At 69.4% G+C, this 24,819-nt stretch carries 18 protein-coding genes and 1 pseudogene; 6 read left to right on the top strand and 13 right to left on the bottom strand.

Translation table 11 applies throughout. From position 1 onward, the window contains the following. Window positions 1-202 precede the first annotated feature (202 nt). The gene (locus tag F3J18_RS03645) at window positions 203-1,180 is read left to right on the top strand and encodes a helix-turn-helix domain-containing GNAT family N-acetyltransferase (protein WP_166911393.1); all 978 of its coding nucleotides are present in this window, start codon (window positions 203-205) and stop codon (window positions 1,178-1,180) included. Next, on the top strand, window positions 1,177-1,665 hold the full coding sequence (locus tag F3J18_RS03640; protein ID WP_345891747.1) for a GNAT family N-acetyltransferase: 489 nt from the start codon (window positions 1,177-1,179) through the stop codon (window positions 1,663-1,665). Before F3J18_RS03645 ends, F3J18_RS03640 begins: the two co-directional genes overlap by 4 nt. An 18-nt stretch (window positions 1,666-1,683) precedes the next feature. Here the strand turns inward: F3J18_RS03640 and F3J18_RS03635 are convergent, their stop codons facing one another. The 7 genes from F3J18_RS03635 to hpnI all read right to left on the bottom strand — a co-directional run bounded on the left by F3J18_RS03635 (window position 1,684) and on the right by hpnI (window position 9,810). After that, the gene (locus F3J18_RS03635; RefSeq protein WP_240154682.1) at window positions 1,684-3,423 is read right to left on the bottom strand and encodes a thiamine pyrophosphate-binding protein; all 1,740 of its coding nucleotides are present in this window, start codon (window positions 3,421-3,423) and stop codon (window positions 1,684-1,686) included. Window positions 3,424-3,504: 81 nt separating this feature from the next. Then, entirely contained in the window at window positions 3,505-4,332 is an 828-nt protein-coding gene (locus F3J18_RS03630) for an AraC family transcriptional regulator (RefSeq protein ID WP_166911389.1), read from the bottom strand. Between the two features lie 25 nt (window positions 4,333-4,357). Beyond that, window positions 4,358-4,930 carry an outer membrane protein assembly factor BamE gene (gene bamE / locus F3J18_RS03625; RefSeq protein ID WP_096749464.1) on the bottom strand — a complete coding sequence of 191 codons (573 nt, stop codon included), beginning with the start codon at window positions 4,928-4,930 and terminating at the stop codon, window positions 4,358-4,360. 165 nt (window positions 4,931-5,095) lie between these two features. Next, on the bottom strand, window positions 5,096-6,160 hold the full coding sequence (locus F3J18_RS03620) for a lysylphosphatidylglycerol synthase domain-containing protein (protein WP_166911387.1): 1,065 nt from the start codon (window positions 6,158-6,160) through the stop codon (window positions 5,096-5,098). After that, window positions 6,157-7,080: a hopanoid biosynthesis-associated protein HpnK gene (gene hpnK / locus F3J18_RS03615; RefSeq protein ID WP_166911385.1), complete on the bottom strand. Its 924-nt coding sequence runs from the start codon at window positions 7,078-7,080 to the stop codon at window positions 6,157-6,159. Before hpnK ends, F3J18_RS03620 begins: the two co-directional genes overlap by 4 nt. Window positions 7,081-7,085: 5 nt before the next feature. Further along, on the bottom strand, window positions 7,086-8,507 hold the full coding sequence (gene hpnJ, locus F3J18_RS03610; RefSeq protein ID WP_166911425.1) for a hopanoid biosynthesis associated radical SAM protein HpnJ: 1,422 nt from the start codon (window positions 8,505-8,507) through the stop codon (window positions 7,086-7,088). A gap of 127 nt (window positions 8,508-8,634) precedes the next feature. Then, the gene (gene hpnI, locus F3J18_RS03605) at window positions 8,635-9,810 is read right to left on the bottom strand and encodes a bacteriohopanetetrol glucosamine biosynthesis glycosyltransferase HpnI (RefSeq protein ID WP_025098876.1); all 1,176 of its coding nucleotides are present in this window, start codon (window positions 9,808-9,810) and stop codon (window positions 8,635-8,637) included. A 732-nt stretch (window positions 9,811-10,542) separates the two neighbouring features. On the opposite strand from hpnI, the gene F3J18_RS03600 reads away from it, so the two are divergent. Next, a complete protein-coding gene (locus tag F3J18_RS03600) occupies window positions 10,543-11,541 on the top strand; it encodes an LLM class flavin-dependent oxidoreductase (protein ID WP_025098875.1) in 999 nt (332 codons plus the stop codon). 72 nt (window positions 11,542-11,613) lie between these two features. Here the strand turns inward: F3J18_RS03600 and F3J18_RS03595 are convergent, their stop codons facing one another. Beyond that, entirely contained in the window at window positions 11,614-12,840 is a 1,227-nt protein-coding gene (locus F3J18_RS03595; protein WP_025098874.1) for an alpha/beta hydrolase, read from the bottom strand. 170 nt (window positions 12,841-13,010) lie between these two features. Here F3J18_RS03595 and pdxY point away from each other — a divergent pair, with 170 nt between their 5' ends. The 3 genes from pdxY (at window position 13,011) to F3J18_RS03580 (ending at window position 18,838) form a co-directional block, all read left to right on the top strand. Then, complete coding sequence (pdxY, locus tag F3J18_RS03590; protein ID WP_013697166.1) at window positions 13,011-13,874, top strand: pyridoxal kinase PdxY; 864 nt, start codon at window positions 13,011-13,013, stop codon at window positions 13,872-13,874. Between the two features lie 198 nt (window positions 13,875-14,072). Beyond that, a complete protein-coding gene (locus F3J18_RS03585) occupies window positions 14,073-16,550 on the top strand; it encodes an FAD-dependent oxidoreductase (protein ID WP_166911383.1) in 2,478 nt (825 codons plus the stop codon). A gap of 191 nt (window positions 16,551-16,741) precedes the next feature. Next, entirely contained in the window at window positions 16,742-18,838 is a 2,097-nt protein-coding gene (locus F3J18_RS03580; protein ID WP_025098871.1) for a phospholipase C, phosphocholine-specific, read from the top strand. A 156-nt stretch (window positions 18,839-18,994) separates the two neighbouring features. Here the strand turns inward: F3J18_RS03580 and F3J18_RS03575 are convergent, their stop codons facing one another. The 5 genes and pseudogenes from F3J18_RS03575 to F3J18_RS03555 form a co-directional block, all read right to left on the bottom strand. Then, the gene (locus F3J18_RS03575) at window positions 18,995-19,837 is read right to left on the bottom strand and encodes an NAD(P)-dependent oxidoreductase (protein ID WP_013697163.1); all 843 of its coding nucleotides are present in this window, start codon (window positions 19,835-19,837) and stop codon (window positions 18,995-18,997) included. Between the two features lie 214 nt (window positions 19,838-20,051). After that, entirely contained in the window at window positions 20,052-20,810 is a 759-nt protein-coding gene (locus F3J18_RS03570; protein ID WP_013697162.1) for a FadR/GntR family transcriptional regulator, read from the bottom strand. A gap of 319 nt (window positions 20,811-21,129) precedes the next feature. Further along, the gene (locus F3J18_RS03565) at window positions 21,130-21,597 is read right to left on the bottom strand and encodes a DUF2214 family protein (RefSeq protein WP_025098869.1); all 468 of its coding nucleotides are present in this window, start codon (window positions 21,595-21,597) and stop codon (window positions 21,130-21,132) included. A gap of 694 nt (window positions 21,598-22,291) precedes the next feature. Further along, window positions 22,292-22,933, bottom strand: a pseudogene (locus tag F3J18_RS38045) (hypothetical protein); the annotation flags it as partial. 312 nt (window positions 22,934-23,245) lie between these two features. After that, entirely contained in the window at window positions 23,246-24,310 is a 1,065-nt protein-coding gene (locus F3J18_RS03555; protein ID WP_025098867.1) for a glycosyltransferase family 4 protein, read from the bottom strand. Window positions 24,311-24,819 lie beyond the last annotated feature (509 nt).

The raw sequence follows: 24,819 nt of genomic DNA, 5'->3' as shown, positions 1-24,819 counted from the left end.
CGCAATCAGGGGAGCCGGGCGAGCGCACGGGCGGGCGCGCCGGCTGCGGGCGCTGCTGCCGTCGCGCGTGTTTTTACAAGTTTCGGGTCGCTTTTTCGATAGCGGGCGCGGCACGATCCGGCGGCGCATGACGTATTTCGTCTTGACATAGTTGCGGAGTGCAACCAATACTGTTGCGACTCGCAACCATCTGAGCCCCATCATGGATTTCATCGACCTCCCCGAGCAGAGCCGCGACGCGACCATCCTCGAATTGCGGGACTTCTCCCGCAAGCTGGTGCGCGAGCTGGGCTTCATGCGCACCACGCTGGCCGACAGCGAACTCGCGCCCTCGGCGGTGCACGCGATCCTGGAAATCGGCATGGCGCCCGGCATCAGCGCCAAGGACCTCGGGCAGCGGCTGCGCCTGGACAAGTCCAATACCAGCCGGCAGCTCGCCCGTCTGGAGGCGGCAGGCTACGTGGAGCGCCGCGCCGACAGCGAGGACGCGCGCGTCTCGGCGCTGAGCCTGACGGCCGAGGGCCGGAAGCTGCGCGGCCGGATCGACCGCTTCGCCACCGAGCAGGTGTCGAACGCGCTGCGCCACCTGGCGCCGGCCGACCAGCAGAACCTGCTGCGCTCCTTCGCGCTCTATGCCGATGCGCTGGCCCGGGACAACGACGCCAAGCCCTCCCCTGCCCGGGCCGAGGCCTCGAGGATCGTCGAGGGCTACCTGCCGGGCTGCATCGGCGACATCGCCGGCCTGCATGCGCGCTTCTACGCCGAGCATTACGGCTTGCCGGCGTTCTTCGAGAAGCTGGTGGCCACCGAGCTGGCGGAATTCGCCAACCAGTTGCCGGCCGCGGGCAAGGCGCTCTGGCTGCATGTCGAGCAGGGCCGCGTGCTGGCCTCGCTCGCGATCGACAGCGATCTGCAAACGGGCATCGCGCGCCTGCGCTGGTTCATCGTCGACGAGGCGCTGCAAGGCAGCGGCGTGGGGCGCGAGCTGATGACGCGGGCGATGCGCTTCGTCGACCAACAGGGCTTTCGCGAAACCTGGCTCAGCACCTTCAAGGGACTGGACGCGGCGCGCCATCTGTACGAGTCCTTCGGCTTCGTGCTGAGCGAGGAACACGAGGGAACGCAATGGGGCAGCCAGACCGTCGAGCAATGTTTCACCCGCGCCGGGACGGCATCGTGACGTGCGCGACCGAGCCCTTGCCGCCGTCTGTCGAGGAACTGCTGGCGTTCGATACGCTGACGCTGCGCGAGCATACCGAGCAGGCCGGCGACGCCTTCGATCCCGATGCGCAGCGCGAACGGCTGCGGCAGGCGCTGGCCGCCTACGAGATCCGTTCGGTGCGACGCGACGGCGAGCTGGTGGCCTACGCGATGCTGCGTCCGGAATCGGCGAGCTGCTGGTTCGTAGGCGCGTTCGGCATCCATCCCCGGCATCGCGGTTATGGGGTGCTCGGCGAGTTGCTGGCGCAGCTGGCCGAGCTGGCCGGCGCGCGCGGCATCCGCGAATTCAGGAGCCACGTCTACCGCACCAACCGCCTGTCCATCGCCTTCCATCGCAAGCTGGGATTGCGCATCACGCGCGAGAACGACAAGGGCTTCGAATTCGTCGTCACGCTGGACGAGCTGGCCAATCACGCCGCCATCCTGCGCGCGACCCGCGCGTGAGCACCCGCCGGCTCCCATTCAGGCCGTGACGACCGGTAGTTCGATGAGGTTCGGCAGGCCCGAGGCGATGCCGTGTTCGACGGCCGCCGCGATTTCGCCGGCTCGCTCGACACGACGTGCCGGCAGGCCCCAGGATGCCGCCAGCGCCAGGAAATCGATCGGCGGTTCGTCGAGATCCATGCCGATGAAACGGCCGGCACGCACGCTGGCGAAGTGATGCTGCGATTTCATGAAGTTCTTCAGGATGTCGTACGAACGGTTGTTGACGATCACGAAGGTCACCGGCAGGCGCTCGTGCGCGGCCGTCCACAGGGCTTGCGGCGCGTAGAGGGCGGAGCCGTCGCCGATCACCGCCACCACCGGCTGCCGGCCGAGCCCCAGCGACACGCCGACCGCCGCGCCCATGCCCCAGCCGAGGATCGCCCCGCGATTGCCGTAGTACTGCCGCGTCGCGTCCGTGTCGAGCATGCCGCGGATCAGCGGCATCGTCGCGGGCGATTCGTCGACCAGCGGCGTGCCGCGTCCCAGCGCCCTGGCCAGCTCGTGCGCCGCCGCCCAGGGCGTGGTTTCGGGCCGGCGGAACTCGGATTCGGCACGCGCGCGAATCTCGCCGCGGCGCTGCGCGCGCTGGTCCGCCGCGCGGACCAGCGCGGCTTCGACTCCCGGGCGCCGGCCCTCCAGGCGATGGGACAGCAAGGGCAACAGCGCGCGCAGCGATTCGCGGATGCCGCCGACGCAAGCCAGCTCGCATGCATGAGTGCGGCCCGGCTGGTGCGGATCCGACGTCACTTGAAACAGCCGGCAGGAGGACGGCACGGCCGGCCCTTCGGTGTAGAGGATCGAGATCGAGAAATGGCCGCCCAGCACGAGCATCGCGTCGAAGGGCGCGAGGGCCTGGCGGATCGCCGATGCCGTGCCGGGCAGGTTGCCGGCCCACAGCGGATGCGAGCTCGGGAACGGCAGATGGGTGGGCCAGGACGAGCCGAACACGGTCGCGCCGAGCGCCTCGGCAAGCTGCACCGCCTCCTCGCTCGCGCCCGCCACGAACACTTCGTCGCCCGCGAGTATCGCGATCCGCCCCGGCGCGACGGATGCCAGCGCCTGCGCCAGCTCGGGCAGCGCGGCCGCGATCGCGCCGCGGTGGATCACGGAAGCCGCCGGCGGCTCGGCGGTGCCGGTGCGCTCCATCACGTCCATCGGCAAGGACAGGAACACCGGCCCCGAAGGCGCGGCGCAACTGTCGTGGAATGCCCGCCTGGCGAACCCGGCGATCTCGTCGGGATGCCGGATTTCATGCCCCCACTTGACCGCCGGCCGGGCGATATCGAGCAAGTCGCCATGCAGCAGCGGTCCGGCATGCACGTGCCGCGTGTCCTGCTGGCCGGCCGTCACGACCAGCGGCGTGTTTGCCTCCCTCGCGTTGAGCAGCGCGCCCATCGCATGGCCGAGCCCCGCCATCGTGTGCAGATTAACGAAACCGGGACGCCCGCAAGCCTGGGCGTAACCGTCCGCCATCGCCACCACCGCGGCCTCCTGCAGGCCCAGTATGTAGGACAGGCCATCGACGCCGGTCAGCGCATCGACGAAGGACAGCTCGGTCGTGCCGGGATTGCCGAACACATATTCCACGCCTTCGCTGCGCAGCACCTCGACGAGGATGTCGGCGCCGCGACGCGCCTTGCCGGGTTCGGGCGCGGCAGGGCTGCCGCCGGTGGATGGGATCCCCGTCATGGGGCCGGCCTGCTGATTCACGGTCATGGTGTCCTCCTGTCGAAGCGAGGGTAGACCGCGATCCGCGACGGCCGCTTGAACGTTATTGCGCTGCCTCGGCCAGCCCGTTCAGCGCGACCGGCTCCAGCGGCCCGGCGATACGCCGTGGACCTTCTTGAAATGGCGGCTGAAATGGCTCTGGTCGGCGAAACCGAAGGCGGCGGATACCTCGGTGGCCGACGCGCCCGAGCGCAGCGCGTCGCTGGCGCGGGACAGGCGTACCTGGTTGCGCCAGGCGTGCGGGGCCATGCCGACCTCGCGCGTGAAGATCCGCAGCGCATGAAACTTCGACAGGCCGACGGCCTCGGCCAGCACCGACAGTTCGAGCGAGGCCGTCAGGTCGTCGAGCATGCGCGCCTTCATGCGCGCCACTCGCGCCCCGTCCTGGCCGATCGGCCGTGAAGGGGGCCGCGCCTGCGCGTATCGCACCAGCAGCGTCGAGACCGCGTCGAGCAGCATGGATTCGGCGGCCAGCCGGTCCGCGCCGGACTCCAGCGCGCGATGCGCGCGCAAGGCGCGCGCCGCGAGGTCGGGGTCCCTGATGATGTCCGAGCCGAACCAGGGCGGCTCGGTGCCGGCCAGCCCGGCCTCGTCGGCGACCTGCCGGACGAAGCCGGTCGGCAGATAGAACGTGCGGCACTGCCAGCCGGCATCGGCCGCGCTCGACCCGGTGTGGATTTCGCCGGGATTGATGATCGGCAGCGAGCCGGCATCGGCCACGTGGCGCGTGCCGCGGTAGTCGTAGCGCTCCGCGCCGCCCTCGATCAGCGAAATCGTGTAGGCCTCGTGCCAGTGAGGCGAATAGGCGTGATCGGTGAAGCGGGCCGTCACCATGTCCGCGCCGGGAATCAGCTCCGAGCGCCAGTAGTGGGCATCGTTTCGGGGGCCAGCCTTCATTGTCGTCACCATCAGCGTGCCTCGCTCAGCGCCCGGTCGGCAGGTCCGAGCGCGAGGTCGTCGATACCAGCCCGTCGGGACCGAAATGCGCGTTGAAGAACGCGTCCTGGTTCACGCCGTCCTCGCGCCAGCGCCAGCTCCAGACCGTTTCCGGCTTGAGCGGATACTGCGCGACCTCGGTCGGCTTGCCCAGCAACTGGCGCACCTCGTCCTGCGTCATGCCGGGGCGGATCATCGCGAAGTTGTCGGCCGTCAGCACCTGGGTCGCGCCGAGGAACAAGCCGTTGCGGTCGATATCGACCATGTAGGTCTCGTCGCCCATCGGCCCGCGCGGATACTCGAGCCGCTTCGAGCCGTCGATCGCCTGCCGTTCCGTCTCCGGCTTGCCCAGGCGCGAGCGCACTTCCTCCTCGGTCGAGACGCCGGGCTTCAGGCCGCGCAGCAGCAACGGCGCCGGCTGGATCGCACGAAAGAATTCCTTGAGTCGATGCACGACCACCTCGTTCTCGTGGCTGTCGCAGCCGCCGAGCAGAAACGTCGCGGCAAGTGCCGAGGCGAGCAGCCAGGGCCGGGCCGGCCGGATTACCGATTCCATCATCGATTACGGGCGCGCGGTTCGCGCGGGGAAAAGGACAAGCTGGAAGGATACGCGCCTATGGGGGCGTGCAACAACATCGGTCGCCGGATTCGGACCGGGCCGAGCGATCAGGACTGCTTCGGGCCGGGTCGCCCCTGCTGCGGCCGCGCTCGGGTGGGGCGGCCTTCAGACATTTCCGGTCGAGCCGCTTCGTCTCTCGCGTCGCTCGCACCGGTCGCGATCGGCGGTCTCGTGCCTGGCTTCGTGCTTTGCCTCGCGCCCGGCTTCGCGACGCGCCACGACGATCTCCGCGCCCTGCCACGACACCAGCGCCAGGGCGCCGAACAGCAGCTCGCGGGCACGCTTGACCAGCGCCAGCGACAGGGCCGTCTCGCGATCGACGCCGAACATCTGCGCGAGCAGCACCACCGTCGCCTCCTGCACGCCGAGCCCGCCCGGCACCATGAAGGCCGCGTGCCGCACGGCCTGCACCATGGCCTCGATGGCGATCGCCCCGCCCGCGGACACGGGATGCCCGAGCAGGGCCAGCGCCCAGTAGATTTCCAGCGCCCCGCTCACATAGCCGGCCAACTGCCAGCCGAAGGCCCGCAGCAGCAGGCCCGTGCGCGACATCAGCGCCTCGATGGCCGCGTCGAGCCGCTTGCCGTCGACGCCCTGCAGCAGCGCGCCGGTGTCGCCGAGCAGCCGGCCGGCGAAACGCTCGATCGCGTGGAAGATCCCGCCGCGTCGCAGCAGCGCGAAGGCCAGCACGGGCACCGGCACCGACAGCACGAGCGCCAGCGCGATGGTCCTCGCGCCGCCGCCGAGGCCCGTGCCGGCCAGCAGCAGCACCAGCCCGAGCGCGGAGAACGCGTACTGCACGGCCACCGTGACCAGCACCTCGACGATCACCGAGGCGCTCACGAACGCCACGTCCGGTACCCGCCAGCGCGCGAGCCGGATCCCGACGATCTCGCCGCCCACGCCGACCACCGGCAGCAGGCGATTCACCGCCTCGCGCACCGTGGCGACCCACCAGAGGAAGCCCAGCGGCGCGCGCCGGTCGAGCAGCAGGCGCCAGGCATGCGCGTCGAGCAGCAAGGGAAATGCGTGGAAGGGCACCAGCCAGAGCAGGGCGAAACCGGCGCGTCCGATGATGCGAACCACGTCGCCGACGCCTTCGTGGACCACCAGCCCAAGCAGCAGCGCGATGCCGAGCGGCCAGCCCAGCCGCCGGACCCACTTCGTCATCGCGAGCGCGCGCGGGAAGCGCGCTCCGCATTCGCCTGCGCGTCGCCCTGGCGCGATGCCGCGCCCCGCCCTGCCCCGTTCGCGTCGCCCGCTTCGCCGAACACGGCCGCGAAACCGCCGCGCGCCACGCCGGCCGCCTCGAGCGCGGCCGCCACGCGCGGCGAGAGCAGCGCCGCGAGTTCCTCGCCGGGACGGTAGTCGTGCATCGAAGGCGTGATCGGGCCGTCGCCGGGCTCGGCCGGATGCGAGTAGATCTCGCCGACGCCCGAAGGCGGCAGCGCCGCGATCGCATCGAGCAGCGCGCGCTCGTCCATGTGCCCGGTGTGCTCGATCCCGACCACGTAGTCGTTGTGCGCGATTCCTGCCCGGTCGAGCCTGGCGCGCACCAGCGCGATCCAGGGGCGCAGCCAGGCCGGCGCGCAACGCTCGAAAGGCAGGCGCACCGCTCGCAGCCCGTAGTCGCGCCCGATCTCGACGATCATCGACAACACGGTGGGATGCAGGTGGAAATGCTTGTGTGCGTTGACATGATCGAGCGGCAGCCCGCTCGCCGCGAAAGCCTCGAATTGCGCGCGGATCTCGCGACGCAGTTGCGCACGCACGCGCGGCAGGAAGAAGAAGCGGCAGCCGTCCTTCGCCATCGCGTCGCCGAAGCGGCCGTCGGCCCCCACCAGCGCCGGGATCTCGCGCGCCGGCAGCATCGCCGCGCCATCGGCCAGCACCAGGTGCAGCCCGACCGCCAGCGAGGGCAGCCGCCGCGCGCGCGCCACCGCGTCGTGCGCGGCGGGCGCCGCCACCATCAGGCTCGCGGCCGTCAGCACGCCCTCGCGATGCGCGCGCTCGACCGCCGCGTTGACGCGCGGATGCAGGCCGAAATCGTCGGCGGTGAAGATCAGCGCGCGCGACGGCGACGTGGCCATCGCGCTCAGGCCTCGTGCGCGCGCAGGAAGCGGAAGAACTCCACGCCTTCGCGCAGGCGCCGCTTCATCATCTCCCAGCTGCCCAGCATCTCGCGCACGATCTCCCAGATCTTCGCGGGCCGGAAATAGAAGGCCCGATAGAAGTGCTCGAGCTCGTGATAGATGTCTTCCTTCGACAGGTGCGGATAACCGATCGCGGCGAGCTGCACGCCTGCCTTGCTGACCAGGTTGATGGTCTTGTTCTCCTCCAGCCAGCCGTTCTCGATCGCCTGCTCGTAGAGCCGCGTGCCCGGATAAGGCGCCGCCAGCGAAACCTGGATCGTGTGCGGATTGATTTCCTTCGCGTATTCGATGGTCTTGCGAATGGTGTCCCTGGTCTCGCCGGGCAGGCCCAGGATGAAGGTGCCGTGGATCTTGATGCCGAGCTTCCTGCAGTCCTCGTTGAAGCGGCGCGCGATGTCGGTGCGCAAGCCCTTCTTGATGTTCAGCAGGATCTGGTCGTCGCCCGATTCATAGCCCACCAGCAGCAGGCGCAGCCCGTTCTCCTTCATGATCTTCAGCGTCGCGTACGGCACGTTCGCCTTGGCATTGCAGGACCAGGTCACGCCCAGCTTGCCGAGCCCGCGCGCGATCTCCTCGACGCGCGGCTTGAAGTCGGTGAAGGTGTCGTCGTCGAACATGATCTCCTTCACTTCCGGCATGTTGTCGCGAATCCACTTCACCTCGGCCAGCACGTTCTCGACCGAACGCACGCGGTAGCGATGGCCGCCGACCGTCTGCGGCCACAGGCAGAAGGTGCACTTCGAACGGCAGCCTCGGCCGGTATAGATCGACACATAGGGGTAGTTCAGGTAGCCGATGAAGTAGTTGTCGATCTTCAGGTCGCGCTGGTACACCGGCGCCACGAACGGCAGCGCGTCCATGTCCTCGATCATCGGGCGCGCGCCGTTGTGCTCGATCGCGCCGTCGGCGGCGCGGTAGCTCAGGCCGAGGATATCGGCGAAGGGCTTGCGCTCGGCCACGTCGCGGCAGGTGTAGTCGAATTCCTCGCGGCAAACGAAGTCGATCGCGTTGGACGCCACCAGCGAGTTGTGCGGATCGACGGCCACCTTGGCGCCGACCATGCCGATCAGCACCGAGGGCTTGCGCTGCTTGAGGTCTTGCGCGAAGGCCGCGTCGGTCGGGAACGAGGGCGTGCTGGTGTGGATGATCACCAGCTCGTAGTCGGCGGCGATCTCCAGCGTCTGTGCCACCGACAGGTCGTCGGCGGGCGCGTCGAGCACGCGGCTGCCGGGCACCAGGGCGGCGGGCTGGGCCAGCCAGGTGGGATACCAGAACGAGCGGATCTCGCGCTTGGCCTGGTAGCGCGAGCCGGCGCCGCCGTCGAAGCCGTCATAGGACGGCGCCTGCAGGAACAGCGTCTTCAGTGGGGTTGCGTTTGCTTGCATGATTCGTCTCGATACGATCAGGTTCGTCAATCCGCGCGGCGGGCCGCGCGCCCGTTCAGTCCAGTTCCGTCGAAACGCGTCGCGCCGGGCGCGCGCCGCGCCGTTCTCATCGTCCTTCGCCGCCCTCGCCGAAGCTCGCGCGCGCGCCGCCGGCCACCGCGATGCGCGCGCCGCGCCAGATCACGTGGGTGCCGAACGCGGCCGCGATCCAGACGCAGAACAGCAGCGCGTCGCGCACCGGCACCAGCGGCAGGTCGCGCCAGAACACCAGCCGGCTCGGCGAGCCGCGCGCATGCAGCACCAGCCGCGCCAACACGCCGGCGCTCGCCGCGCAGGCGGCGATCAGGCCGGGCAGCGTGGCTTCCAGGCGCACCGCCAGGTGCGCGCCCACCAGCAGCCAGGGTGCCGTGAAGGTGATCAGCAGGCTGGCGAAGCCGCCGCCCTTCAGCGAACGGATGGTGCGCAGCCAGCGCGTCTCGCGCGCCCACAGCGCGGCGAAGCTGGCCTCGATCACGTCGGTCCTCACGCTCACCTCGGACAGCACGGTGCGACGCCCCACGCGGCGCGGCAGGGCGGCCAGCCAGTAGTCGTCGGCCAGCTCGTCCTTGAGCGCGGCGAGGCCGCCGATCCGATCGAGCGTGTCGCGGGTGAGCGCCAGCGTCGCGCCGAAGCCGAAATCGGACGAACCGCCCAAGTGCGCGATGCGCACCGAGGGCGCGAACCAGGCGTCGACGAACTGCGCGCCGATGCGCGCCCAGAAACCGCCGACATCGCGTGCGTGATAGAGGCAGGTGACCACGCCGATCGACGGATCGGCCAGCGGCGCGCTCACGCGTTCGAGATAGTCGGGGCCGACGGCGATGTCGCTGTCGGCGATCACCAGGCGGTCGTAGCGCGCGCGCCCGGCGATGTTGATCAGGTTGCTGACCTTGAGGTTCTTGCCGTGCACGCGCGAATCGATCACCAGTTCGAGATCGCAGCCGGGGAAATTGGCCTGCACGCGACGCACCACGGCGATCGCCGGATCGGTGGGCGAAGCCACGCCGCAGACGATCTGGTAGCGCGGATGGCGCTGCGAACAGAAGGTGGCGAGGTTCTCGTAGAGACGCGGCTCGGCGCCATAAAGCGGCTTGAGCACGCTGACCGGGGCGCGCCAGCCCTCGCGTGCCGCCGACGAGGGCATGCGCGGCGCGGGCGCCAGCGCCGCGAACCAGGCATAAGCGCAGGCCGCGCAGGTCAGCGCGACCAGCAGCCAATCCACCACGCTGAACAGGCCGGTCATGATGCGCTCCCGGCGGCGGCACGGCCGCCTCGGAGCAGGAAGAAACGCGATGCGGTAACGACGACTGCGACTGACACGGTCCCGACTCCTGGCGCCCGGGCCGAGGCCCCAGGCGATGGTGGTATCGATCGTGAACGCCGCCGATTCGGCGATTGCCGCTTGATCCGGCCATCGCTTTTCATGAATCCCGCGGCGTGTCTTGAATATCGGGGCAGAGTGTATCAGCGAACTCCGAAACCCTGCCCGGAGCCACTCACGACATGGCAGAAACTGCACATATCGACACAGATGATCAACTTTTCGACGCAATAACGGGGGCGATAACGTAAGCGATTCGCATGCCGATTGCCAGCTTCCTTGTCAGACTCATGTAGCATTTCCACTAAAAATCTGTCGATTCAAATGGATTTCGACAAATATTTCGGCGTATTACCGCCGATTCCGCCCACGTTATCGAAGAAATATGACGGTCACATATCGTGCAATTGATGTGCTGTTCTGTCGCACTCGCGGAACCTTCGGCGCCGAGCGGCACGGCGCTGCCGCCGGCAGGCTCACCCTGCGCCCGACAGGGTTATCGGCGCGCCGTCAGCGGGCTCGACAGGGCTTTGGCACAATCGGCGGCACCCGACGTCATGATCCCGCCGCGCAGTAAGGCAGGCGCATCGCCAGCAGGCCGCGCCCGCGCCGCACGGCAGCCGTGACGCCCCACTTTCCGATATCCACCCGCCCATGATCCCGTTCTCCGTTCTCGATCTCGCGCCGATTCCCCAAGGCGCCGATGCCGGCCAGGCGTTCCGCAACTCGCTCGATCTCGCCCAGCACGTCGAACGCTGGGGCTACCAGCGCTACTGGCTGGCCGAGCACCACAACATGCCCGGCATCGCCAGCGCGGCCACCGCCGTGGTGATCGGCCATATCGCCGGCGGCACCAGCACGATCCGCGTCGGCTCGGGCGGCATCATGCTGCCGAACCACGCGCCGCTGGTGATCGCCGAGCAGTTCGGCACGCTCGCCTCGCTCTACCCGGGCCGCATCGAGCTGGGCCTGGGCCGCGCGCCCGGCACCGACCAGACCACCGCGCGCGCGTTGCGGCGCGACCTGGTCGGCAGCGCCGATTCGTTTCCCGACGACGTGGTGGAGCTGCAGCGCTATTTCGCCGAGCCGGTGGAAGGCCAGCGCGTGCGCGCGGTGCCGGGCGCGGGGCTGAACGTGCCGCTCTGGCTGCTCGGCTCGAGCCTCTTCTCGGCGCAGCTGGCCGCCATGCTCGGCCTGCCCTTCGCCTTCGCCTCGCACTTCGCGCCCGACTACCTGATGCGCGCGCTGGAGATCTATCGCGCGCAGTTCCGGCCGTCGGCCACGCTCGACAAGCCGCATGCGATGGTGGGCATCAACGTGTTCGCGGCCGACACCGACGACGAGGCGCGGCGCCTGTTCACCTCGCTGCAGCAGCAGTTCCTGAACCTGCGGCGCGGCACGCCGGGCAAGCTGCCGCCGCCCGTCGAGGTGCTCGAGGGCAGCGAGTTCGAACTCGCCAACGTGGCGCAGGCGCTGTCGTTCGCGGCGGTGGGCTCGCGCGACACGGTGCGCGAACGGCTCAAGCGCCTGATCGCGCAGACCGGCGCCGACGAGCTGATCGTCGCCGCGCAGATCTACGATCACGCCGCGCGCGTGCGCTCCTACGAGATCACCGCGCAGGTGCGCGACGAGATCGCGGCGCAAGGCGCCTGATCGCTTGATCCAAGGGAAGGGAAATCGCGCGCGACGCCCGCTCGGGCGCCGCGCGCGCGGGGCGAACGCCCCTTATTTCGCGGCCTGGCCGCCCGCGGACGCGGCTGCCGCGTGCGGTGCCGCGAGCCAACCCAGCAGCGCCTTGTGGAAGGCCGCCGGATCCTGCATCTGCGGCGCGTGGCCGAGCGCGGGAAACTCGATCAGCGTCGAGCCCGGAATCGCCGCGTGCGCGCGCTTGCCGAGCTCGGGATAACGACCCAGCCTGGCATGCACCTCGGGCGGCGCGACGTCCTTGCCGATCGCCGTGGTGTCCTTGTCGCCGATCATCAGCAGCGTCGGCACGCGGATCAGGCCGAACTCATACACCACCGGCTGGCTCAGGATCATGTCGTAGAGCAGGGCCGAATTCCAGGCCACGATATCGCGGCCCGGGCCGCGGTACATGCCGGCCAGCATCTGCACCCAGCGCTCGTAGTTCGGCGACCACTCGCCAGCGTAGTAGGTGCTCTGCTCGTAGCGGCGAATGCTGTCGGCGGTGGTCTTCAGCTCGCGCGCGTACCAGTAGTCCACCGTCAGCGGCGGCACGCCCAGCGCCTTCCAGTCCTCCAGGCCGATCGGGTCGACCAGCACCAGCTGCTGGGTCGCCTTCGGGTACATCAGCGCGTAACGCACGGCGAGCATGCCGCCGGTGGAATGGCCGATCACGGTCGCCTCCTTCACGCCCAGCGATTCGAGCAGCGCATGCGTGTTGTGCGCGAGCTGCTGGAAGCTGTACTGGTAGCGCTCGGGCTTGGTCGACTTGCAGAAGCCGATCTGGTCCGGCGCGATCACGCGATAACCGGCGCGGCTCAGCACCTCGATCGACCCTTCCCAGGTGGCCGCGCAGAAGTTCTTGCCGTGCAGCAGCACCACCGTGCGGCCGTTCGCGTGCTCGGGCTTGACGTCGAGATAGGCCATCTGCAGCGGCTCGCGCTGCGAGGTGAAGGCGTAGCGGTGGACCGGGTAGGGATACTCGAAACCCTCGAGCTCGGGGCCGTAGGCCGGACCCTCGTTGCCGGCCGCGGCCGAGGCGAGCGCTGCCGGCGAGGCGGCCGGCAGCGTGACCGCGCCCGAGGCGAGCGCCTCGGACTCGGCGGCAAGGCTCGCCGACGCGGGCGCGAGCAGCGCGGCGGCAAGGGCCGCGCCGCCGAGCATGCCGGCCGGGAAGCGTGCCGACGAGCACGCCGACAAGCAGGCCGACGAGCAGGCCGACAAGCACGCTGACAGGCGCGAGGAAACAATCGTGCGGATCGAAAACATCGTGGGATACCGGGCAAGAGGAAGGGAACGGCGCGACGTTCGCGATTTTACGTTCAGTAAGCCAGGGCTGCCGCGAGGCGCGCCGGCGCCCGTATTACCGCGTGTTTCCGCGCGGCTGCGACTTAATGTATCGTTCATGACAGCCCCGAACCCGCGACGAGCCGCCGACCATGAAGAACGTCCTCAGCATCCAGTCGCACGTGATCTACGGACATGCGGGCAACAGCGCGGCCGTGTTCCCGATGCAGCGCCTGGGCGTCAACGTCTGGCCGCTCAACACGGTCCAGCTCTCCAATCACATGCAGTACGGCAACTGGGCCGGCAGCGCGATCGACGCGGCCAAGATGGAGCAGTTGGTGGACGGCATCGCCGCGATCGGCGCGCTCAAGCGCTGCGACGCGATCCTCTCGGGCTTCCTCGGCTCGCCGGCGCAGGCGCATGCGGCGGTCGACATCGTGCGCACCGTCAAGTCGATGAACCCGAACGCCTGGTATTTCTGCGATCCCGCGATGGGCCAGACCGGCGGCATCCGGCCCGAACCCGGCGTGGAGGAATTCATCGTCACCGAGCTGCCCGCGCTCGCCGACGGCATGGCGCCCAATCACAGCGAGCTGCAGAAGCTGGCCGGGCGCCGCGTCGAGACGGTGCGCGAGGCGGTCGACGCCTGCCGCGAGATCATCCGGCGCGGGCCCAAGGTGATCCTGGTCAAGCACCTGCACGATCGCAACAGTCCCGCCGATCGCTTCAACATGCTGGCCGTCACCGAGCACGAGGCCTGGATCGGCCAGCGCCCGCTGTATGCCTTCCCGCGCCACCCGGTCGGCGTGGGCGACCTGACCAGCGCGGTGTTCGTGGCGCGGCGGCTGCGCGGCGACTCGGTGCGCGCCGCCTTCGAGCACACGCTGGCGGCCGTGCACGCCGTCGTCAAGGCCACCTACGACGCGCGCCGCTACGAGCTCGAACTGGTCGCCGCGCAGGACGAGATCGCCAATCCGAGCGAGTGGTTCGGCGCCTGGGTGACCGATATCGAGTGAGGCGCCGGCCGTTGGCCGCGCTTTCATCAACCGCCTGATCGGCCTTCGCCGCGCCGCCGGCTCGTCCACCCTGCCTCGCCCCTCTCGTCTCGATTCCCACGCGATACACCCCGCTTGAGCAGCTGGATCCCGTTGCGTCGCAAATGTGTCATTTTTAGGCAATACGATGCGTTTTGTTGCAATCGACCCAAGCTCGCGATGACCGCCTCCCGCTCCGCCCTTCCCTCCCATGCCCGCGTCGTGATCATCGGCGGCGGGATCATCGGCTGCTCCACGGCCTACCACCTGGCGCGCGCCGGCATCACCGACGTGGTGCTGCTCGAACAGGGCCAGCTCTCCTGCGGCACCACCTGGCACGCCGCCGGCCTGGTCGGCCAGTTGCGCACGCAGCGCAGCCTGACCCAGCTGGTGCGCTACTCGACCGAGCTCTATGCCTCGCTGGAGGCCGAGACGGGGCTGGCCACCGGCTGGAAGCGCTGCGGCTCGCTGTCGGTGGCGCGCACCGCCGAGCGGCTCACCCAGCTCAAGCGCAGCGCCGCCACGGCGCGCGCCTACGGCGTGGAATGCGAGTTGATCGACGCGCGCGCGGCCGGCGAGCTGTGGCCCGCGATGCGCAGCGACGATCTCGCCGGCGCGGTCTGGCTGCCCGGCGACGGCAAGGCCAATCCGACCGACCTCACGCAGTCGCTGGCGCGCGGCGCCCGCCAGCGCGGCGTGCGCATCGTCGAGGGCGTGCGCGTCACCGAGCTGCTGAGCGAGCGCACCGGCACGCGCCGCCGCGCGAGCGGCGTGAACTGGCGCGACAAGGATGGCCAGGGCGGCACGCTGGCCGCCGAGATCGTGGTCAACTGCGCGGGCCAGTGGGCCAAGGGCCTGGGCCGGCTGGCCGGGGTCACGGTGCCACTGCATTCGGCCGAGCACTACTACATCGTGACGGGCCGGATTCCCGGCGTGCATCCCGAGCTGCCGGTGATGCGCGACCCCGACGGCTACATCTACTTCAAGGAGGAAGTGGGCGGCCTGGTGATGGGCGGCTTCGAGCCCGACGCGAAACCCTGGGGCATGGACGGCATCCCCGAGGACTTCGAATTCCAGCTGCTGCCCGACGACTGGGACCAGTTCGAGATCCTGATGCGCAACGCGCTGCATCGCGTGCCCGAGCTGGAGACGGCCGAGGTCCGGCAGTTCTACAACGGGCCCGAATCGTTCACGCCCGACAATCACTTCATCCTCGGCGAGGCGCCCGAGCTGGCCAACTTCTTCGTCGGCGCCGGCTTCAACTCGATGGGGATCGCCTCGGCGGGCGGCGCGGGCCGCGCGCTGGCGGAATGGATCGTCGACGGCGAGCCGGGCATGGACCTGTGGTCGGTCGACATCCGCCGCTTCGCGCGCCTGCACGGCAACGACGCCTGGCTGCACGACCGCGTCAAGGAAACGCTGGGGCTGCACTATGCGATGCCCTGGCCGAACCGCGAGCTCGACAGCGCGCGCGGCGTGCGGCGCTCGCCGATCCATGCGCGGCTGGAAGCGGCCGGCGCCTGCTTCGGCAGCCGCATGGGCTGGGAGATCGCCAACGTGTTCGCGCCGCCGGGCCAGGCGCCGCGCATCGACTACCGCTTCGGCCGGCAGAACTGGCACGACTGGAGCGCGGCCGAGCATCGCGCCGCGCGCGAGGGCGTGGCGCTGTTCGATCGCAGCGCGCAGGCCAAGCTGCTGGTGAAGGGGCGCGACGCCGAGCGCGCGCTGCAGTCGCTGGCGGCCGCCGACCTGGCGGTGGCGCCCGGCACCGTGCTGCGCGCGGCGATCCTCAACGCGCGCGGCGGCTACGAATCGGATCCGGACGTCGCGCGCCTGGCCGACGACCAATTCCTGCTCCTTACGGGCGTCGCGCAGGTCACGCGCGACCTCGACCTGCTGGAGCGGCATCTCGATGCCGCCGGGCTGCACTGCATCGCCGTCGACGTGACGGGCCAGTACGCGCTGTTCTCGCTGCTCGGGCCGCGCTCGCGCGCGCTGCTGCAAAGCGTGTCGAAGGCCGCGCTCGACGCGGCGGCCTTCCCGCTCGGCACGATGCGCGAGATCGACCTGGGCCATGCCACGGTGCGCGCGCTGCATCACCCGATCGTCGGCGAGCCGGGCTGGGACCTGCTGGTGCCGGTCGAATCGGCGCTGCTGGTGTTCGACACGCTGCAGGCGGCCGGCGCCGCCTTCGGCCTGGCTTGCGCGGGCGAGTACGCGCTCGAGTCGCTGCGCATCGAGAACGGCCGCGCGAGCTGGGGCCGCGAACTGTCGCCGGGGCTCGATCCCTTCGAGGCGGGCCTGGACGCGCTCTGCCAGCACGCCGCACCCGGCGCCTTCCCGGGCGCCGCCGCGCTCGCGGCCAAGGCGGGACAGCCCTGCGCGCGGCGCGTGGTGGCGCTCAGCGTCGACGGCCGCCCCGACGTCACGCTGTGGGGCGGCGAGGGGATCCTGCGCGACGGTCGCCCGGTCGGCACGCTCAGCTCGGCCGCGTTCGGCCACACGCTCGGCGCGCCGGTCGCGCTGGGCGTGGTCGCCTGCGATCCAGGGCAGCCCGACCCGAGCCTGGGCCGCTACGAAATCGAGCTGGCCGGCGAGCGGCTCGCGGCGAGCCTGCACCGGTTTTCCCCGACTGCCGGAGATTCCGGGAAAAAGTGAAAATAAGCCGGCTTTCAGGCGATTTTCATTTTGTTTTCAGCATCGCAAACGTTGTCGCCAGTCACGCGAATGACACCGTTTGCTCGCTATTCTCGCCACCACATTCGCGGCGCAAGGGCACGCCGCGATCGTAGCTTTCCCAGCGGCCGTACTGGCACGGCCGTCCCTCCCCGCCGCACAGGAAGAAACAAATGACGACGAAGCATCGCCGTGACTTTCTGCGTCTGGCCGCCGGCACCGCCGGCGCCGCCGCGCTCAGCGTATTTCCCCCCGTGATTCGCAACGCGCTCGCGATTCCCGCGAACCGCCGCACCGGCACCATCCGCGACATCGAACACATCGTGATCCTGATGCAGGAGAACCGTTCGTTCGACCATTACTTCGGCACGCTGCGCGGCGTGCGCGGCTTCGGCGATCCGCGCCCGCTGGCGCTGGCCAGCGGCAAGTCGGTGTTCCACCAGCCGGCCGGCACGGGCGAGCTGCTGCCCTTCCACCCGAGCGCCGCGAACCTCGGCATGCAGTTCATCCAGGATCTGCCGCACGGCTGGCAGGACATGCACGCGGCCTGGAACAACGGCCGCTACGACCAGTGGGTGCCCAACAAGGGCACCACCTCGATGGCCTACATGCAGCGCGGCGACATCCCGTTCCACTACGCGCTGGCCGATGCCTTCACGATCTGCGACGCCTACCACTGCTCGATCCCGAGCTCGACCGACCCGAACCGCTACTACATGTGGACCGGCTACGTCGGCAACGACGGCCAGGGCGGCGGCCCGGTGCTCGGCAACGAGGAAGCGGGCTACGGCTGGACCACCTATCCGGAAGTGCTGGAGAAGGCCGGCGTGTCGTGGAAGATCTACCAGGACGTCGGCGAAGGCCTGAACGCGGCGGGCTCGTGGGGCTGGACCAGCGACAACCCGTACATCGGCAACTTCGGCGACAACTCGCTGCTCTACTTCAACCAGTACCGCAACGCGCAGCCGGGCAACCCGCTGTACGACAAGGCCCGCACCGGCACCGACATCAGCGCGGGCGGCACGCTGTTCGACGTGCTGAAGGCCGACGTGGCGAACGGCACGCTGCCGCAGGTATCGTGGATCTGCTCGCCGGAAGCCTATTCCGAACATCCGAACTGGCCGGCCAACTACGGCGCCTGGTACGTCGAGCAGGTGCTCGCCACGCTGACCTCGAACCCGGAGGTCTGGAGCAAGACCGCGCTGTTCATCACCTACGACGAGAACGACGGCTTCTTCGACCACGTGCCGCCGCCGTTCGCGCCGCAATCGCGCGACAACGGCCTGTCGACGGTGGCGACCACCAACGAGGTGTTCCCCGGCGACGCCACCCACGTGGCCGGCGCCTACGGGCTCGGGCCGCGCGTGCCGATGATCGTGGTCTCGCCCTGGACCAAGGGCGGCTGGCTGTGCTCGCAGACCTTCGATCACACCTCGCTGCTGCAGTTCATCGAGGCGCGTTTCGGCGAGCAGTACAGCATCCCGGCCTCGAACGTGTCGCCGTGGCGTCGCACCGTGTGCGGCAACCTGACCAGCGCCTTCGACTTCCGCGATCCGGACGCGCGCCTGCCGCAACTGCCGGACACCAGCGGCTACGCGCCGCCCGATCGTAACACGCACCCGAGCTACACGCCGATCCCGCCGAGCACGCAGGCGGTGCCGAAGCAGGAATCGGGGCTGCGTCCGGCGCGCGCCCTGCCCTACGAGCTGTTCGTGTTCGGCCGCGTCGATTCCACCACCGGCAAGTTCAAGCTGTGGTTCGCCAACACCGGCCGCGCCGGCGCGGCGTTCCAGGTGCAGGCCGCCAATCGCACCGACGGCCCCTGGGCCTACACGGTCGACGCCTATCGCCGCTTGTCGGACAGCTGGAGCACGGCCGCCACGCTCGGCCTCTACGACCTGTCGGTGTATGGCCCGAACGGCTTCTTCTGCCAGTTCCGCGGCACCACCTCGGCCGGCGAGGGCCGCACGCCGAACCCGGAAGCGCTGTACGGCTACGACGTGATCAACGGCAACCTCACGCTGCGCCTGTCGAACCGCGGCCGCACGGCGGTGCGCCTGACCGTGTCGAACGGCTATGGCGGCCATACGCGCACCTACGAGCTGTTCCCGGGCCAGCGCATCGACGACTACTGGGACCTGCGCGGCAGCCACGGCTGGTACGACCTGACGGTCAGCGACGGCACCTCGGCGGGTTTCCTGCGCCGCTTCGCCGGCCACGTCGAGACCGGCCGCGCGAGCACCAGCGATCCGGCGATCGCCACGCTGTAAACGGCGACGGCGAGCCTCGCGTGATGCGACGCTCGCCGTCTGCCGGGTCTCTCGCGCCGCCGCGGCGATCGTGCTGTCGATCGATCGCCGCGAGCGCCGCCCCGCTGCCCCGCCGGCCCATCGATGGCCGCCGGGGCAGCGGCTTTTCCGCAGTCCTTACCGGGTGATCTTCGGCTCGCCCATCGGCTCGCCGACCACGAAGGCGCCGCCCTGGTAGCGCTGCGCCGGATCGTCGAGATTGCGGTCCGGGCCGCTGGCGGGGAACAGGTGCTCGAACGGCGCCGAGCTGTCCTGCGGGCGGAAGCCGAGGAATTGCGCCTTGCCGTTGTCGATCCACTTGGTGCGGTTGTCCGACACGCCGTAGACGATCGCATGGCCGACGCGGTTGGTCATCAGCGAGCAGCGCACCAACTCGATGAAGTCGCGGAAGCTCAGGAAGGTCACCAGCATGCGCGGGTTCTTCGGCACGTCGAACGAGGAGCCGATCCGCAGGCACACCGTCTCCAGGCCGAAGCGGTCGTAGTAATAGCGCGACAGCGATTCGCCGAAGCACTTGGTGACGCCGTAGAGCGAGTCGGGGCGCATCGGCGAATCGATGTCGACCACCTCGGTGACGGGGTGGAAGCCCACCACGTGGTTCGAGCTGGCGTAGACCACACGGCGCACGCCGAACTGGTGGGCGGCGGCGTAGAGGTTGTAGACGCCGCGGATGTTGGCTTCGATCAGCGCATCGAAGGGCGCGTCGACCGAGATGCCGCCGAGGTGGATGATCGCGTCGACGCCCTCCACCAGCGCGTTGACGGCCGCGCGATCGGCCAGGTCCGCCACCACCGCTTCCTCGTGCGGGGCCGCGTCGCCGAGCGGGGCGATGTCGCTGACGCGGACGATGTCGGCCCAGTCGCCCAGCGCGGCGCGCAGTTGGCGACCGAGATTGCCCGCCGCGCCGGTCAGCAGCAGGCGGCGGAACGGCTTGGCGGTCGTGGAAGTCGGCGAAGTCACGGCGGGATCCTCTCTGAAGGTCGGTGTCGATACGGTGGCAAGGCGGGCCGCGAACGCAGCCGAAGGCCAGAACCGCGATCTTATACGATGACTGACGTTTTGGACACTGAGCGAGAACCCGTAGCCGGAACCGCGGCCGGCAATGGCCGCCCGCGGTTCACGTCAGCGGCGGCTTCCGGGCGACGCCGCGACAACCACGGCACCGCCAGCCGGCTTATTCGTGGCCGTCGCGGCCGGCTTCCGCCGCTTCGTGCGCGCGGCGCAGACGCTCGCGGCTGTTGGTCAGGTGGGTGCGCATCGCCGCGCGCGCCGCTTCCGGGTCGCGTCGCGCGATCGCCTCGAAGATCGCCTCGTGCTCATGGTTCAGACGTCCGACGTAGCGCTCCAGGTCGTCCCCGGCGAAGCGCGCCGAATTCACCCGCGCGCGCGGGATGATCGAGGTGCCGAGCTGGGTCATGATGTCGACGAAATAGCGGTTGCCGGTGGCTTGCGCGATCTGCAGGTGGAAGTGGAAATCGAGCTGGGCGGTGTCGCGCCCGCTCGAGGCGCTCTGCGCGATCGCGTCGAGCGCGCGGCGCAGCGCGACCAGATCGGCCTCGTTGGCGCGCTGGGCGGCCAGGCTGGCGCATTCGCTCTCCAGGCTGATGCGCAGCTCGAGCACGGCGAGCACGTCGCGCAGCGTGGTGATGGTGGCCGGGTCGATGCCGAGCGCGCGGCGGCGCTCCGGTGCCAGCACGAAGCTGCCGATGCCATGGCGCGTCTCGATCAGGCCGCTGGCCTGCATCCGCGAGATCGCCTCGCGCACCACGGTGCGGCTCACGCCCTGGCTGGCCATCACCTCGGTCTCGGTCGGCAGCTTGTCGCCGGGCCGCAGGGTGCCGTTCTCGATCTGCGACGTCAGTGCGTCGACGACGTCTTGCGCGAGGCTGCGAGCGCGGCGACGCGGGGGCACGGGAAGCGCGGGCACGGACATGGGGCCTGTATCCTTAAAATGATGATCCGATCGTGAGCGGATGAGGTCGAATTGGCGCGGCCATTATACTGCCTCGCTAGTCATCCGATGACTGATGTTTCCCCCAATCCTTTATCGGCGGGGATCTGGCGGGATCGCGCTGCACGCGGTCGGATGTCGAATCATCGCACTTCTGGAGCGGCCCATACAAGCCAGTCTCGGGAACGTGCCGTGCTCATCAGCGGGCTTGAACCGCGGCGTGGCAGAAGCGAGCGCAACGCCATCGCGCAGCCCAAATGGAAAGCCCGTCGAAAGAATCGTCGACCTGCCTCGTCGCGGCTCAGCCCGCGAACACGCCGCGCGCCATGCCGGCCGCCGCGAACACGATGACGATGATCAACGCAGCCTGCGCGTGGCAGATCCGCGAATAGCCATGGGCGCGCGAAACGTCGGGCACGCCGCCGCGTGCCACCGCGCCGCGCCAGCGGATCAGCGCCAGCATCGGTCGGATCTCCAGCAGCAGGATGATCACCAGGGCCGTCATCTTCAGGTGGAACAGGGGCGCGTGCAGATAGTAGGCGCTGCCCTTCTCGAAACCGCCGAAGGCGCGCATCAGGCCCGTGACGATCAGCACCAGGGCCGTCAGCCCCCAGCCCGTGTCGGCCCGGAACAGCGCGCGCAGGTCGGCGACCTGCGGCGAGTCGGCCGCCGCGATGCGCTTGAAGGCGCGGTTGCGCGTGGCGATCGCGGCCAGGGCCAGGCCGAATGCGCTGAGATGGATCGCGGCCAGCAGCCAGTGGGTGATCATGCTCGTCTCCTCGGGGCCGGCGCGAACGCGCTCAGACGAACTGCCTGAGCGTGGCGTCCAGCGCGCGGGCGGCCGCCCGATCGCCTTCGGTGGCGAGCGGCGCGCGCATCACGCTCTTGCGGTTGTGGCCGACCGCCGCCGGCGAATTCCACAGCAGCTCGACCTTGGGCCGCGAGAACGGCCGGCCGCGCGGGATATCGCCGGCCAGCGGCACGCCGGGGCGGCCATAGGCGACCTGGGAGTTGGGCGGCGTCGCGGCAGTGTCGGCGCTTGGGGCCGAGGCGGAAACGTCGGTCGAAGCGGTATCGATCGGAAGATCGGGCTGCGCCGAGGCGGCCTCGATGGTTGCGGCCGGCGCGGAGGTGTCGACGCCGGCGGGCTGGTCGATCGGCAGCGCCTGCTCCGTCGCGGAAGAATCGATCGCGGGCGCGGCAGCGGCTTGCGACGCGATCGCGCCCGGCTCCGGCTGGATCGCCGAGGACGCGTCCAGCGGCACCGTAGTCGAAACCGCGGCCTGGGCCGCCGTTGCGGGCGGCTCGGCGGATTCCGCCCGCGCCCCGCCCTCGCTCAACGCGCTCAACGGCGACTCGGCCGGAAGCACCGCCTCGGCTGCCATCGCCGAATCAGCCACCGGCACGGCGGTACTGACCGCCGCACCACGATCGCTCGCCCCCGCCGGCATGCCCGGCGCGAACGCCTCGGCCGCGCCCGCCGGGGCCGGCACGAAAGCCGCGGCAGGCGGCAACATCGTGCCGCGCGGCCAGCGCACCGCCAGCTCGCGCGCGTCGTACTGGCCGACCTTGCGGCTCTCCATCCAGACCACCACGGTGCGCGTCAGCACGTCGATCGAGATCGCGTAGCGGCCGATCGCGAAACGGCGCGCGGCGATATTGGTACGCCACAGCGGCTGCGGCCGGCAGATCCAGACCACCGCCGCATACAGCAGCGGCGCCGCGACCAGCCAGCCGTTGCTGGCCACCACGGCATGCATGCCGCGCCGCCAGCCGGCGAACCAGATGAAGGCGCCGACCGACCAGGCGGCGAACAGGAAACCGAGCAGGGCGAACAGGCGCAAGGCCTGGCGCAGCCATTGCGGCAGCGGATGGGCGGGCCGCTCGGCGCGCGCGACGGCGCCGGGCAGGGTCAGCAGCAGGAACAGGAATACCAGGTTGACGCAGGCCCAGGGCGAGGACGCCATGGTCGAGACCGTCGACCAGTCCATCTGGGCCATCGCGTGCAGCCAGCGAACGAGCAGCACGAGACCGATCGCGCGCAACGCGAAGATGACGCCGGCACCGGGGGCCGGACTTGCGCGCGTGGTTTTCGTTCTCGCCAAAACAACTCTCCTGTCGATCTGCCTGCGGGTGCCGGATTTTACGGCACGGCCATTATAGGGGCATGACCTGCCCGCCCACGCGGAAACCCCGCGGCACGACGGCGTTTCGCCGGGGCGCGCGGCGCGGATACAACACCGCCGGCACCGGTGCGGGCGGGGTGCCCCGCCCGGCGCCGGCGTGGCCCGAAGGCAGGCACCGGGCGAGCCTGGCGCCCGCGCCCGCTCCCGCCGCCGCCGTGCGCGGGCCGCAAAAACACGACGCCCCGCAGGGCAAACCCTGCGGGGCGTCGAGACCGGCGTGGAAAATCGCGCTTAGTTCGCGTTGACTTCGCGCAGCACCGTGCGACGGCTCTGGCGCAGCAGCTCTTCGTAGACCTTGATGTAGTTGGCGGCCATCACCTTCGACGAGAAGCGCGATTCGAACGCACCGCGAACCCCTTCGCGCGGCAGCGTGTGCAGGCGCTTGACGGCGGCCACGGCCGAGATCTCGTCCTCGACCACGAAGCCCGACACGCCGTTGTCGATCACTTCCGGCACCGAACCGCGCTTGAACGCGATCACCGGCGTGCCGCAGGCCATCGCCTCGATCATCACCAGGCCGAAGGGCTCCGGCCAGTCGATCGGGAACAGCAGCGCGTGCGCGTTGCCGAGGAACTCGGCCTTCTGCGATTCGTTGATCTCGCCGATGTACTCGACGTGCGGCAGCGCGAACAGCGGCTTGATCTTCTCTTCGTAATAGGCGCGGTCGGCCTTGTCCAGCTTGGCCGCGATCTTGATCGGCAGGCCGGCCTGCTCGGCGATGCGGATGGCCGTGTCGACGCGCTTTTCCGGCGAGATGCGGCCCAGGAAGGCCAGGTAGCTCGGCTTGGCGTCCTTCGGCGGCGTCAGCAGGTTTTCCGGCAGGCCGTGATAGACGGTCGGCTGCCAGTTCGCCTGCGGCAGCGGGATGCGCTGGTTGTCCGAGATCGACACCACCGGCACGGTGTTGAAGGTATTGAAGATCGGCTGCAGTTCCGGCAGGTCCAGGCGGCCGTGCATGGTCGTGACATGCGGCACCGGCTGGCGCGAGAACAGCGAGAACGGGTAATAGTCGATATGGAAGTGCAGCACGTCGAACTCGTCGGCGCGGCGGCGCACTTCTTCCAGCAGCAGCATGTGGGGCGCCATCACGTCGCGGATGGTCGGATCCAGGCGCAGCGCCTGCGGCCAGAAGGCTTCGAGCTTCGCCGAGGTCTGCGAATCGCCGCTCGCGAACAGCGTCACGTCATGGCCCATCTCGACCAGTGCCTCGGTCAGGTAGGACACCACGCGTTCGGTGCCGCCGTAGAGCTTGGGGGGAACCGCCTCGTGCAACGGAGCGATTTGAGCGATTCGCATCTGGGAAACTCCTAAAAAATCAGGCTAAGTGGGCCGTAAGCCCTGCCGTCCGGCGAGCCGGACATGGTTCAAAAAGTGGGAAAACCCACCACCGGCTCGCGGCATCGAGGCACCATCGGCTGACGGCGCACTTGCATTCAACGGATCTCGACGTACCGCGTTGACAGCATCCCGTAAAAATTCCTGCGTGATCCGGAACCGCTGCCGGGCCGCCCTGTAAAAATGACTCAGGGTTAGCCCGAGGCACATTATCGGACCGAAAGCTGGGTCCGGCGCGGAACATTTCAAAGAATTTACCTTGTTACAAAGGCGCAACATTTTGCAACCCTTGGATTTTCAAGGCGGAATTAGAGTAGGACCATCACGGGCGGCGCTGCGGCACCATTAGGGTCGGCGTCGCCTTTCGTTTTGCCGACTGACCGACGTCCGCGCAAGCCGCGCGGAAAGAGTGCGAGCCGACGGATTTTATCCCAAAATGCAGCGCGGACTGCAGATCGGATGCGATCCGG

This window comes from Burkholderia sp. Ax-1720, from assembly GCF_011753035.1.
GTDB lineage: Bacteria > Pseudomonadota > Gammaproteobacteria > Burkholderiales > Burkholderiaceae > Burkholderia > Burkholderia gladioli.
Note: the sequence above shows the minus strand (reverse complement) of the source record. Positions and strands in the feature narration are given on the sequence as shown.